Origin of the sequence: Paraburkholderia sp., assembly GCF_049581445.1 — a bacterium.
Taxonomy (GTDB): domain Bacteria; phylum Pseudomonadota; class Gammaproteobacteria; order Burkholderiales; family Burkholderiaceae; genus Paraburkholderia.
This window is the reverse complement of the sequence record NZ_JBAURZ010000121.1, coordinates 1-13,236: the sequence shown is the minus strand read 5'-3', so window position 1 is coordinate 13,236 and position 13,236 is coordinate 1. Positions and strand designations below refer to the sequence as shown.

Below are 13,236 nucleotides of genomic sequence, written 5' to 3'. Positions count from 1 at the left end.
GGTTGGCTGGGCGCCGCTTGGCGCGATGGCGGTGAGCTTTGCCGCATTGGCGTGGAGCGCCGGACTGTATCTGTCGACGCCGCCGAGCGACACCCACCTTACGCAAGAACTCGTGGATAGCCACGTTCGCTCGTTGCAGTTCGATCATCTTTACGATGTGATCTCAACAGACCGGCATACGGTGAAGCCCTGGTTCGACGGCAAGCTCGATTTCGCGCCACCCGTGATCGATCTTGCACAAGAGGGGTATCCGCTGGTCGGTGGCCGGCTCGACTATCTGAATGGGCGTGCCGTTGCGGTAATGGTCTATCGCTACAAACTGCATCCCATCAATCTGTATGTCTGGCCCGGTAATGACGCGGGCACGTCGCCACAAATGGAAGTACGCAAGGGTTATCACCTGGCGCATTGGAGCGCCGCGGGGATGAACTATTGGGCCATCAGCGACGCGGGCGACTCTGAGCTGAGTGGCTTTATCAACGGCCTGCGTGCCCATTCGGCATCCTGATGAATTTCGGACACGCTCCCGATTCAAAGTTGCTGTTCAGCATGGAATAAACCGGACGACGCCACAGTCTACTTCTCGAATCCATTCAGATGAGCCGACGGATAAGCCGGCGGCTCATATTCTGAAGGTCGAATCGTGAGGTCAACATGTCGTCCCGTTTTCCATCCAATCCGTCGCGTCGCGATGCGTTGAAGTGTCTCGCCTTCGGCAGCGTAGGCACACTATTCACGCTGGCAGGCGGTGTACTCACGCCGGTCGACCTCGCGCTCGCCGCCAGCGCACAGGACTTGACCAGCATTCCGCTGTTTTTGCAGATCAGCGACTCGCATATCGGCTTTAACAAGGAGGCTAACCCCGACGTAGCGGGTACGCTCAGGCAGACCATCGATCTGGTCAACGCCATGCCTGTGAAGCCGGCACTCACCATTCATACGGGTGACATCACCCATCTTTCGAAGCCGGAGGAGTTTGATCTCGCGGCACAGCTGCTATCCGGCCTGAACATCACCGAACTGCATACGGTCCCCGGCGAGCACGATGTGACGGACGGCACGGGGACTGAATATTTCAACCGCTTCGGTCAGGCATCCGACAACCGCGGTTATTACAGCTTCGACCACAATGGCGTGCACTTCATCGGTCTCGTCAACGTGATGCACTTCAAGCCCAACGGTCTGGGCGGTCTGGGCGACGAGCAACTCGCCTGGTTGAAAAACGATTTGCAGGGACGTTCGTCGAGCACGCCCATCGTGGTATTCGCGCATATGCCAATGTGGACGATCTACGAGCCATGGGGGTGGGGCACGGGCGATGCCGGCGAGGCAATGAGCTACCTGAAACGTTTTGGTTCGGTGACGGTGACCAACGGTCACATTCATCAGATCGTGTCGAAAGTGGAGGGCAATATCACGTTCCATACCGCCCGTTCAACCGCTTATCCTCAACCCACGGCCGGCGAAGGGCCGGGACCCGGGCCTCTAAAGGTGCCGAGCGACCAGCTTCCGAAGATGCTGGGCGTGACACGTATCAGCGTGACAAATCACCCGCTCAAGACCACCTTGCAGGATTCCACGCTCGTTTGAGTCTTTTCGACTATTGACTTTATGAGGTTGTTTATCATGATAAGGAATACTATTCGATCGTTCTGGATCCTTTCACTGCGATCGCTGCTTCTGTTGGTGGCAATGGGGGCTTGTTCGGCGGTTCAGGCGCAGGCTTCTAACGTCGTGGTCATACGCAATTTCATGTTTTCGCCCATGGAGATGAAGGTGAAGGCAGGCTCGACGGTGACGTGGAAGAACCTCGACGGCGAACCGCACACGGTGGTAAACGACGCCGGCCTGTTCCGCTCCGCCGCGCTTGATCAGAATGATAGTTTTCAGTTCAAATTCGATCGGCCCGGTGTCTATAAGATCCTTTGCGGTATTCACCCGAATATGCGAGAGACGATTACCGTGGAGTAGCGTGCGACGGCGTGTCCGGGTGGGTCTGCGCCGCGCCCTGTGCCGTTGCCTGTGTGCGCGCCAGATGTTGGGCGCGCAACGGCCGTTGATAGAAATAGCCCTGTCCGAAAGGTACGCCCGCATCGCGCAACGCGGTATGTTGGGCCTCCGTTTCCACACCTTCCGCGATGACCTGCAGGCCGAAGTGCCGCGCGACCGAGACGATTCCCGTGATCAGTTCGGCGCCGCCGATATCAACCTGCCTCACGAATTGCCGATCGATCTTGACGAAGTCGAAAGGAAAGCGACTAAGCAGATCGAGGTTGCTATGCTCCGTGCCGAAGTCGTCGATGGCAAAACGAATGCCGTGCGCTTTCAGTGTCTCGAAGATCGCCACGGTGCGCGGGTTCTGGCTCAAAAGAAAGCGCTCCGTCAGTTCCAGCAGCAGACTGATGCCGCTGGGCATTTCGTTGCTTACGCTCAGGATTTCGGCCACGAAGCCTTTGCGTTCGAGATCTTTAGGCGCGATGTTGACGGTTATACGCAGCGGCAACGCCGGCGCGTAGCGACTCATCTCTGCCGCCGCGGTGCGCAGCATGAAGCGCGTCACGCTGCCAAGCAATGCACTTGACTCCACTTCGGGCATGAAGACGGCAGGACTGACATTCCCCCACTTGGGTGAGTGCCAGCGCAAGAGCGCTTCAACGCCGACCGTGGCGCGACTGGCCATGTCCACGATGGGTTGATAGACCACGTGCAATTCGCCTTGCCGCAAGCCCCGCTGCACGGCGCTCAACAGCAGACGGCGTGGGGCGAAAGCGAGCAGGTACACAGCGGCGATGAGCGCATCCACCAGCACGCCGATTGCACCAAAGAGGAGTCCGTATTTCCAGCGCGCCTGCGAGACGAACGTTTGCGACGCAATGAGCTCGATTGAAAACGGCCAGGTGCTCGACGCAACACGCGTCGTGCCACGATCCTGCGGCTGCGTAGCGGGTATAAATATCCCGTGGTCATTCAGACGCCCAACGCCTGCGATGGACAACGCGGACTGCTGTGCGCCGTAGCCGTTGCCATGGGCGAGCGTATCGGAGATATATTCGCCATCAATGACGTACAGAACGCCTGTGTCATTGCCCGTTGCGCGGTATAGGGTGATGACGGGCACGCCGGGCTGGAACGGCGTTTCCCGCAGCAGTTCGAGCGTGACCGACGCGCTATTCGGCGGCGCATAAAGCGAAAGAGGCACGTCGATCCTGCCGAGGCCGGACGAACAGTAGGCGTGTCCATTGGCGACCAGTGCAATGGCGCGGACATAGGTGACATAGGTCTGCAACTGTGACAACGGGCGCCAGATCTCGTCGCATGGGCGTCCGGCAAGCGCGGCCAGATCGTTTTGACGCCGCGTAACCGCGCCGGTGAGAATGCGATCGACCGATGCAGCGAGCTCGCTGCCGATCAAACGCTCACGCGCTTCGACCGAGCGGTTGGCGAAGTACTCGCCCAACATCGCGCAAGCGATCAGGGCCAGCAGGCCACAGAGGATCGCCGCGACTTGCCACAGACGCAGCGCGAGGCCACGCCGGATAGGAGCGGACTCGGGTGGCTCGGAGCGAGGTGACTCGCTGACAGCTTTCGGCGTGTCGTACATGGCGGCGCCGCAAAAAGGAGAGACGGCCCAGATTCGCGCAGCGCTCAACGTCTGGGCGGCAGTCTCCGTGTGCTATTTATCCGACGAATATAGCATGCCTCTGTGGTCGCACGAGGCGGGCGCGAGAGCCAGCAGCCGGCTGGTGGGCCGTTGAACGCCCGCGTCGTCCGTGTTCATCGGGGTAGGCCAGGAGACGAGGGTCTGCGTTGATTAGCGGGTGTACCAGGACTCGCCGGGTTCGATGAGTTCGCTCGAACTGCACTGGCACAACTCGACCATCTCCCGCTCTTCTTCAGCGAGTGCAAGGGGCGCGTGCTCGCGGAGAAATTCGACGAACGTTTTGATCTTGGCGTCCAGATAGCGCCTCGATGCATAAAGCGCGTAGATGTTGTTGGCTCGCAGGCGGTGACTTGGCAGCACGCGCACGAGGCTGCCATCGCGAAAGGCAGGCAGCGCCACGGAGAGCGGTAACGGCCCGATACCCATGCCTTCGCGAATGCTCGCGGCGAGTGCTTCGGCGACATTGACCGTGAGCGGGGTGGGACGCAAATGACGAAACACGGGCTCGTCCACACCTTCGAAATGCCATTGACCCATCGGGCCGTCCGGCAAAACGAGTTGCAGGCAGGTATGTTGGTTCAGATCGGTAACGTTGAGCGGCGTCTGGTGCTTCGCCAGATACGCGGGGGACGCGCAAAGAATGGTGTACAAGCTGCCAATGCGTTGCGACACGAGCGCCGAATCCGCGAGTTCACGCGCGACAACGACAGCAACGTCGAAGCCTTCTTCGATGATATCGGGAACGCGTTGCGCCAGCACGAGATCGACTAGCACATCGGGAAACCGCTTGTTGTAACGGGCAACAAGCGGCGCCAGGTGATGTTGTCCAAAGCCGGTGGTCGCGTGAATGCGCAACTTTCCGGACGGCTGCGCACCGGCTCCCAATGCTTCGGCCTCCGCAAGATCGACGTGAGCGAGAATCTCCTCACAGTGTTGCAAATAGCGTTCACCTGCTTCGGTGAGCGACATATGGCGTGTGGTTCGGTGCAAAAGGCGCGTATGCAGACGCGATTCAAGCTCGGTGATCGCGCGCGACACTTGCGGGGTCGTCACGGACGCGAGCCCCGCAGCCTTTGTGAAGCTGCCGGCCTCTACGACACGGACGAACATCCGCATACTCTCCAGCGTGTCCATTGGGATCTGATACTCCAGCGTTATCCGGGCGGATAAAGTGTCATTGTATCTTGCTGGAAATTTTTACGATTGCATTTAAATCACGCAATACAGTTTTGTAGTTGCTGGATCATTCTGATTTTTAATGAAGTCTATTGCGTCGACGTGGCTTGACACTGGTTTTGAATCTGCCTAAATAAACACCGTAGCGACGCACGACGCTTTCCGCGTTCGTGGTCCATGCGTGTTTATCAGGCGAGTAAGTCCATGAAACTGGTGACGCTAGAGAAAGATCCCGATAATCCGTGGTCGTTGGCTAATATGCTGCGACAGGCGGGATATCACTGCCGCGGCTATCCCGGCATCAATGCGTTGGTTGAGAGCCCATGGGTCGAGGAGTGCGATCTGGTCATTGTTGACCCGCACGAAATGCAGCTCGACAAGCGGATCATTGGCTATCTGGCGCAAACCTTCTGGTCGGACCGACCGATGCTGTTCGTCGGCGACGAGGGGCATCTGGCGCAGACGTTGGCCCGGGACGAAGACACTTACCTTGCCAAACCGGTCACGCCGCGCACCCTTGTCGCCTGTGTAAAGGCTACGCTCGGTCGCACGTGGGACCGGTATGCGACCTTGGACACCGTTCAGTTCGGCCGCTACCGCTTCGAGCCAGAGGGGCACGGCGTCTTGATGGACGGCGTGCATGTGCCGCTGACCCACAAGGAACACCTGCTAGCGCTGCTGCTGTTCCGCAATCTCGCTCGCCCGGTGTCGCGGGTTTATATCGCCGAGACCGTGTGGCGCCATGACGAGCGTATCAACGCCCGCACCATGACAGCGCACGTTTCGGCGATCCGGACGAAGCTGGAGTTGCGTGCCGATGCCGGATACGCGCTGAGTCCGATCTACAACTACGGTTATCGGCTCGATCCGGTGCGCCGCCAACGCGCCCTGAACGTTGCCTCAACGCAGACGCTGCATCCCTGATACGGCGCCTCGCGTGGGGCGCTGATCGCCGTTCGTCACACCTTGGAACCCGTACAGTCCGCTGCCACCGGTAGACGCTTCGGTTGGCTGCGCGTGGCATGTCAGCCTTGCCCGCGTAAATGTCTTCAGATCCCGAAAATAACTATTCCCGAATCAGAAATAAAACTCGCATTGAAGTTGCTGGCATTTGAAGAATTGTTATGGATTTCAAAAACTATCTATTTTCCAGTTAACAAACAATCGCCACGATATGAAAATCAGACTGCTTTGGGGTGGTATGAAGCCTCATTTTTGAGCACTTCGGTTGGTCAGCGCAGTTCAATTGACGATTGAAAAGACATTCGCGGGTATGGCGATTTTGGAGTGGCATCCAGGAGGCGGTTGTGTTCCCGTACCAAGAAATAGACGTTTTGGTAGACTCCAAATCAAAGTAGTAAAAGAATGCCAATTAAAAGTAGTTTTGCCTCAGACAGAGGGTGCATAGAAGTCGGCAAACGTGAGACATAGCGAGACGCGGGTAGGCGTGGGAGGACACACGCCCGCGTGACACCGTGTTGCATTCCGTGCAAGTCATCTGTGCCTCCCTGAAAAAAATGACGCCTGCCCGGCTCAGTCCGGCGCCGGCTGTTCCGCTTGTCGCAGGTGTTTTCTTTAATACGGTGTGGAGGAGAGGATGACGATGAAAAGGACTTTGCTGGCCGTCGGGCTAATGTCGGCTGGTGTGGTGGCGCACGCTCAGACCAGCGTGACGCTATATGGACGTCTGGATGCCGGCATTGAGTATATGAGTGGCCTGCCGAATAACAACGGCACGGGTTCCACCTCGCGCTGGCGGCAGGAAAGCGGCGACTGGGGGACGAGTCTGTGGGGTCTCAAAGGGTCTGAGGATCTGGGTGGCGGGACCAAGGCCGTTTTTCAGCTGGAAGGCGCGTTTAGTACTGCTACGGGTCAATTGGGGCTAGCAGGATCGCTCTTTGACCGGATTGCTAACGTGGGTTTGTCCAACGACAGTTTCGGCACGATATTGATGGGCCGGCAGTTGCAGATCGCCAACGGCGACTGGGACTTCGATCCGTTTGGCCAGTCGAACTGGTCGTCGGCGTCATTGGTACGCGGCCGTAACTGGGAACACACGAGTAATAACGTGTCGTACCAGTCGCCGAAGTTTGACGGTGCGGACGTCTACGGTGAATATGGCCTTGGTAACTCGACCGATTTCAATGCCGGTGTGCCCGGCGCGGCAACCGGACGCACGGATGGCTTACAACTCACGTATACCAATTCACTGTTCCAGTTGCGCGGCATTTACGACGAAATTCGCGACCCGCTGACCGGCCAACTCGACAATCCGTTCACTGCATCGCGTGAATACTTTGTCGGCGCCAACCTGTTCCTTGGAAAATTCAAGGTGCAGGCTACGTACACGGCTGAGCGTACTTCGGGTGGCGTAGTGACGCCGGCCGGTTCGCCCACCTCGCCGACTACGGCCGACCTGGAATGGGGCGGCGTGACATATCAAGCTACGCCGGCTGCCGCGCTGATCGCGGCGGTTTATCACGTCAATACGAACAATGGCGGCGGCAACGCCACCATCTATACGGTTGGCGGTACGTATAACCTGTCCAAGCGCACGTTGTTTGATATCCAGATCGCAACTGTGCGTAACAGCACGACGGCGAACTTCGGTCTCGACGCCAACGCCGAAGGTCCCGGTGGTCTGACCGACGGCACCTTCAATGAGAATCCGGTGCCGGGTCACAGCCAGACTGGCGTGTATGCAGGCATTCAGCACTCGTTCTAGCTGATGCCCGCAGCGTAGGCGGAAAACTCTTCACGCTACTGTCAGAGACGCGTATCGGCGCAGTGTCGCGAGGCATTGCGCCGCTTTTTATGGCCGTTCGCGGCCGAGGACCGTCAACATGCACGACGGTCCCCGTCTAACTTGCAGGCGAGCGCGATGGCGACGCCATCCCCGCCTGGAATCAGATACCGCCGACGCACAGATACTTGATCACCACATAGTCGTCGATGCCGTAATGTGAGCCTTCGCGGCCGAGCCCGGACTGTTTGACGCCGCCGAACGGTGCGACTTCGTTCGAGATCAGGCCGGTATTGATGCCGACCATGCCGTACTCGAGTGCTTCGGCGACGCGCCACACCCGGCCGATGTCGCGGCTATAGAAGTACGATGCGAGGCCGAATTCGGTATCGTTCGCAAGGCCGATCACTTCTTCGTCCGACGAGAAGCGGAACAGCGGGGCGAGCGGCCCGAACGTTTCGTCGCGAGCGACTTTCATTGCTGGCGTGACGTCAGCGAGCACGGTGGGCTCGAAGAAGCCATGACCGAGCGCATGGCGTTTGCCGCCTGTGACGATGCGTGCGCCTTTGGCGAGTGCATCTTCGATATGGGCCTCGACTTTGAGTACCGCGGCTTCATTGATGAGCGGACCTTGCGTGACGCCATCTTCGGTACCGCGTCCGACCTTCAATTGCTCGACGGCATCGCGTAGCTTGTTGGCAAACGCGTCATACACCTTGTCGTGCACATAGAAACGGTTGGTACAGACGCAGGTCTGACCGCTGTTGCGATATTTCGAGGCGATGGCACCGGCGACGGCCGCATCGAGATCCGCGTCATCGAAGACGATAAACGGCGCATTGCCGCCGAGTTCCAGCGAAACCTTCTTGACGGTCGGCGCGCATTGACCCATCAGCAGACGGCCGATTGCGGTAGAACCCGTAAAGGACAGTTTGCGCACGATCGGATTGCTGGTCATCTCGGCGCCGATGGCTTTAGGGTCGCCGGTGACGACGCTGAAGACCCCCGGCGGCACGCCGGCGCGCTCGGCGAGTACTGCGAGGGCGAGCGCTGAGAAGGGGGTGGCTTCGGCTGGCTTGACGATGATGGGACAGCCGGCGGCGAGAGCAGGGCCGACTTTCCGGGTGATCATCGCGGCTGGGAAGTTCCATGGCGTGATGGCGGCACAGACACCGATGGGCTCTTTGGTGACGACGATCCGTTTGTCCGATGCCGGAGTGGGGATGGTATCGCCATAGACGCGTTTGGCTTCTTCGGCGAACCATTCGAGGAAGGAGGCGGCGTAGAGGATTTCGCCTTTGGCTTCGGCTAGGGGTTTGCCTTGTTCCGTGGTCAGGATGAGGGCGAGATCGTCGGCGTTTTCGAGCATCAGGTCGTGCCACGCACGGAGGATTTTTGATCTCTCTTTTGCTGTTGTTTTACGCCATGCTGGCCAGGCGTTGTTGGCGGCTTCGATTGCGCGGCGGGTTTCTTGTTGTCCCATTCGCGGGATTTTGCCGATTTGTTCTCCTGTTGCTGGGTTTTTTACTTCTAGTGTTGATTCGGTATCCGAAGGTGTCCATTTTCCCGCTATGTAGGCGGCTGTTTTGAAGAGGGATGGATCTTTGAGGTTTATCTGCGATGCTGGGTGGGACATTTGTGTTTGCTCCATTTTATTTGGGTGAAATGTGGTTGGTTGTTTGCCTGCGGCGTGTGGCTTGTATTCTTATTGGTCTGTTTGTGCTGCTTCCTTGTTGTTTGCTTTGTGGTGTTGGCCTTTCCTTGATTTGATATTGGTCTGTCTGGTTTGCCTGCTGCGCGGGTCGGCACATTACGTTGGTTGCCTCCCGGTGTTGGCCTTTCCTTGTATTCTTATTGGCTTATTAGCGATGCCCCTGTGCGGGGCAGCACTTACTTTCTTTGCGGCCGCAAAGAAAGTAAGCAAAGAAAGCGGCTCACACCGCCAGCTTGTAGGTGTCGCCCTCTGACGTGAAATCGCAGTGGTCCGAGACGAGACGGTCTCTCGCACCACACGCGTTAGTGACCAGGCAGTCATCCGTTCCAGCGTTGCGCTACGCGCCCCGCCGCGGGGCACAATCGAAATCGGGCGGCAAGTTCCAGGGGTGACCGATCATTGCCGCGCAAACATGCTCACTAGTCTTGGCGGCCTCTTCAATGCGGCGCCAAAGCCCTGTCCCCTGTCTCCCGGTTTCCCCTGCAAACCGATCCGCGACGCACGTAGTGCGGAGTGGGGTGGATGAGTGCTTTGTCACGAACGGGGGCGATGCGAGAGACGATCTGGTCTCGGACCACTCCGGTTTCACCACAGTGGCGGACACCTACAAGCTGGCGGTGTGAGCCGCTTTCTTTGCTTAGGAATCTCTGCAAAAATCCTGGCATTGACGTGAGCATGGATTATCCTGGTAGCAGGAGAATTCAAGGAGCGACGTGATGACGCAAATGGATCTCGGCTTGAACCTGTCGACCAAGCGCACCCGCAAGCGCGAGTTTCTCGATGAGATGAACCGCGTGGTGCCGTGGCAGAAGCTGATTGCGCTCATCGAACCGCACTACCCCAAAGGCAAGACTGGCCGGCCACCGTTTCCGATCGCGACGATGCTGCGTATTCACTTCATGCAGCAGTGGTTCAGTCTCTCGGACCCGGCGATGGAGGAGGCGCTGCACGACATTCCGCTGTACCGGGAGTTCGCCCTGCTGGACGCGGGCATGACGCGGCTGCCCGACGAGAGCACGATCTTGCGCTTCCGGCACTTGCTTGAAGCCCATGAACTGTCTGTCGGGATGCTGGCGGCGGTCAATGAGATCTTGCAGGCGAAGGGCCTGATGCTCAAGGTGGGCTCGGCGGTTGACGCGACGCTGATTTCCGCGCCCAGTTCGACGAAGAAGGCCGGCACGCGAGACCCCGAGATGAGCCAGACGCAAAAGGGAGGCAGTTGGTATTTCGGCATGAAGGCGCACATCGGGGTCGATGTGGAGTCGGGTCTGGTGCACAGTGTGAAGTGCACGCCGGCGAACGTTCACGACATCACCGTCGCGCACGAACTGTTGCACGGGAAAGAAAAGATTGCGTTTGCTGATGCGGGCTATGTAGGCATTGAGAAGCGAGGCGAAACGGGAGCGGTTCAGTGGCACGTCGCGATGCGACCGAGCAAGCGGCGAAAGCTGGACAGGAGCAAGCGGCTCGACAGGATCTACGACGAGATCGAACGACTGAAAGCGGGTGTGAGAGCAAAGGTGGAGCATCCGTTTCGGGTGCTGAAGTGTCAGTTTGGATATCTGAAGGCGCGCTATCGGGGACTCGCGAAGAACACGGCTCAGATCGAAACGCAGTTCGCGCTGGCTAACCTTTGGATGGCGCGCACGATGTTGTGAGGCGCAAGGAAGGGCGAAGGCGCGCAGCAAAGGCGTAGCGTTGGCAGCCAGGATGTTCCTGATGGCCATTTGACGCAGTGCAGATGACGATGCGATCTTCACGTTGAGTGCCTCAATTAGAGATCCAAAGCAGAAAACGGGTTGTTCAGACCTTCCCTTACTTTCTTTGCGGCCGCAAAGAAAGTGAGTGCTGCCCCGCACAGGGGCAACGCAAATAGACCGATATCAAATCAAGGAAAGGCCAACACCGCGAGGCAACCAACGTCGTGCGCCGCCGCGCGCAGCGGGCAAACCAAATAGAGCAATATCAAATCAAGAAGAGACCAACACCGCGAGGCAACAAAACCTAAATGCCGCCCCGCACAAGGGGCAACACAACCAGACCAAACCAAACCGCAAGGAAAACCGAAACCAACGACTAACCATCAAACCCCCCGCAGGGAAGCAGCAAAAAAAGCCCCCCTGCAAGGACAAAAAAACCTAAACCGTCACAGCGCCAACAACCTCCCGAAGAACCTCTTCCAAAACCCCCACAGCCTCATCAAAAACCTCTTCCTGAATGGTGAGCGGAAACAAAAACCGAACCACATTCGAGTAGACCCCACACACGAGCAACAACAACCCACGCTCTAGCGCCCGAGCCTGCACCTGCCTGGTGAACTCGACATCCGGCTCGTGAGTACCACCAGTGCAAAACTCAACAGCAACCATCGCCCCCGGCCCACGCACGTCGGCAATCTGCGCAATCTCACCCTGCAACGCAACCAGCTTCGCCTTCAACCGGCCTCCCAGCAGCACAGCCCGCTCGCACAACTGTTCCTCATCAATAATGTCCAGCACCGCATGCGCAGAAGCGACCGCCAGCGGATTACCCGCATACGTCCCGCCCAAACCTCCAGGCGCCGCCGCATCCATGATCTCCGCGCGTCCCACCACGCCCGATAACGGCATGCCGCCCGCCAGGCTCTTGGCAATGGTCATCAAATCCGGCACCACGTCATAGTGATGCATCGCAAACAGCTTGCCCGTGCGCGCAAAACCCGTCTGCACCTCATCGGCAATCAGCAAGATGCCATGCTCATTGCACAGCTTGCGCAGCGCGCGAACGAAATCCGCCGGCGCTGCGTAGAAGCCGCCTTCGCCTTGCACCGGTTCAAATATGATCGCGGCCACGCGCTTCGGATCGATGTCCGCCTTGAACAGATATTCGATCGCCTTCAGCGAATCCGCTGTGCTCACGCCATGCAGTGCGTTTGGAAACGGCGCGTGAAATACGTCCGCGGGGAAAGGTCCAAAGCCAATTTTGTACGGAGCCACCTTGCCGGTCAGCGCCATCCCCATCATCGTGCGGCCATGAAAGCCCCCAGTGAAGGCAATCACGCCCGGCCGGCCCGTCGCCGCACGCGCAATCTTGATCGCGTTCTCAACCGCTTCCGCGCCGGTCGTGAAGAACGCCGTCTTCTTCGGATGGTCGCCCGGCGCGCGCTGGTTGATCTTTTCTGCCAATGACACGTACGACTCGTAGGGCACAATCTGATATGCCGTGTGCGTGAACCGGTCGAGTTGGTCGCGAATCGCTGCGAGGATCTTCGGATGCCGGTGGCCGGTATTGCACACCGCGATCCCCGCCGCGAAATCGATAAAACGCCGGCCCTCAACATCCCACAACTCCGCATTCTCAGCGCGTGCGGCGTAGAAATCGCACATCACTCCGACGCCCCGCGGTGTGGCGGCATCCTTACGGCTCTTCAGATCGGCATTCTTCACAGTCATGTCCCTTCCTCCTGGTTTTGGCAGACGCGGCGCCCTAGGCGCAGCACATGATGCGACTATAATCAGATTTGGCTCCAAAGATCAGAGCCATTTTTATAAAAATGTAGGAGCCACTTGATGCGTGCAAGCGTTTTGTCAGACTGGCTGGCCCAGCGCCTCGAAAGGGGTAGCGGCCAGCCCATCTACCGTCAATTGCACCGGCTGCTCCAGCAGGCGATCCTGTCGCGCGAACTGCCCGCCGGCAGCAAGGTGCCGTCCTCGCGCCTCCTCGCCAACGAACTCGGAATTGCGCGCAACACCGTAACGCAGGTCTTCGAGCAACTCGCGCTGGAGGGCTATGTCACGTCCGCCACTGGCCGGGGCACCTTCGTGGCCGATAGCGCCCCGGATGAAATCGTCGGCGCGCCTGATCCCGCCGTATCCGCCGCGCTGCCTCAACTGAAACCGCAATCGCAATCGCAATCGCAGCCGCAGCCGCAGCCGCAGCCGCAGCCGCAGCCGCAGCCGCAGC

General features: G+C 58.7%; 11 protein-coding genes. 7 read left to right on the top strand and 4 right to left on the bottom strand.

The features are described from left to right. The 3 genes from WCA85_RS11050 to WCA85_RS11040 all read left to right on the top strand — a co-directional run. A partial coding sequence (locus tag WCA85_RS11050) for an anti-sigma factor family protein (protein WP_424063770.1) occupies window positions 1-508 on the top strand: 508 nt, incomplete at its 5' end. A gap of 146 nt (window positions 509-654) precedes the next feature. Then, on the top strand, window positions 655-1,590 hold the full coding sequence (locus WCA85_RS11045; protein ID WP_424063768.1) for a metallophosphoesterase family protein: 936 nt from the start codon (window positions 655-657) through the stop codon (window positions 1,588-1,590). A 102-nt stretch (window positions 1,591-1,692) separates the two neighbouring features. After that, the gene (locus tag WCA85_RS11040) at window positions 1,693-1,971 is read left to right on the top strand and encodes a cupredoxin domain-containing protein (protein WP_424063774.1); all 279 of its coding nucleotides are present in this window, start codon (window positions 1,693-1,695) and stop codon (window positions 1,969-1,971) included. On the opposite strand, the gene WCA85_RS11035 is transcribed toward WCA85_RS11040, so the two are convergent. Next, complete coding sequence (locus tag WCA85_RS11035; protein WP_424063766.1) at window positions 1,958-3,601, bottom strand: EAL domain-containing protein; 1,644 nt, start codon at window positions 3,599-3,601, stop codon at window positions 1,958-1,960. The genes WCA85_RS11040 and WCA85_RS11035 overlap by 14 nt on opposite strands. 210 nt (window positions 3,602-3,811) lie before the next feature. Next, window positions 3,812-4,795 (bottom strand): LysR family transcriptional regulator, encoded by a 984-nt coding sequence (locus tag WCA85_RS11030; RefSeq protein ID WP_424063764.1) that lies wholly within the window; start codon window positions 4,793-4,795, stop codon window positions 3,812-3,814. A gap of 246 nt (window positions 4,796-5,041) precedes the next feature. Between WCA85_RS11030 and WCA85_RS11025 the strand changes: the two genes are divergently transcribed. Beyond that, window positions 5,042-5,761: a response regulator transcription factor gene (locus WCA85_RS11025; RefSeq protein WP_424063762.1), complete on the top strand. Its 720-nt coding sequence runs from the start codon at window positions 5,042-5,044 to the stop codon at window positions 5,759-5,761. Window positions 5,762-6,440: 679 nt separating this feature from the next. After that, entirely contained in the window at window positions 6,441-7,562 is a 1,122-nt protein-coding gene (locus tag WCA85_RS11020; protein ID WP_424063761.1) for a porin, read from the top strand. Window positions 7,563-7,743: 181 nt separating this feature from the next. Here the strand turns inward: WCA85_RS11020 and gabD are convergent, their stop codons facing one another. Then, on the bottom strand, window positions 7,744-9,216 hold the full coding sequence (gabD, locus tag WCA85_RS11015) for an NADP-dependent succinate-semialdehyde dehydrogenase (protein ID WP_424063772.1): 1,473 nt from the start codon (window positions 9,214-9,216) through the stop codon (window positions 7,744-7,746). 794 nt (window positions 9,217-10,010) lie between these two features. On the opposite strand from gabD, the gene WCA85_RS11010 reads away from it, so the two are divergent. Further along, window positions 10,011-10,952 (top strand): IS5 family transposase, encoded by a 942-nt coding sequence (locus tag WCA85_RS11010; RefSeq protein WP_424063759.1) that lies wholly within the window; start codon window positions 10,011-10,013, stop codon window positions 10,950-10,952. 480 nt (window positions 10,953-11,432) lie between these two features. On the opposite strand, the gene gabT is transcribed toward WCA85_RS11010, so the two are convergent. Continuing rightward, window positions 11,433-12,725 (bottom strand): 4-aminobutyrate--2-oxoglutarate transaminase, encoded by a 1,293-nt coding sequence (gene gabT / locus WCA85_RS11005; RefSeq protein WP_424063758.1) that lies wholly within the window; start codon window positions 12,723-12,725, stop codon window positions 11,433-11,435. A 117-nt stretch (window positions 12,726-12,842) separates the two neighbouring features. On the opposite strand from gabT, the gene WCA85_RS11000 reads away from it, so the two are divergent. Continuing rightward, window positions 12,843-13,236 (top strand): GntR family transcriptional regulator (locus WCA85_RS11000; protein ID WP_424063756.1); only part of this gene is annotated, 394 nt, incomplete at its 3' end.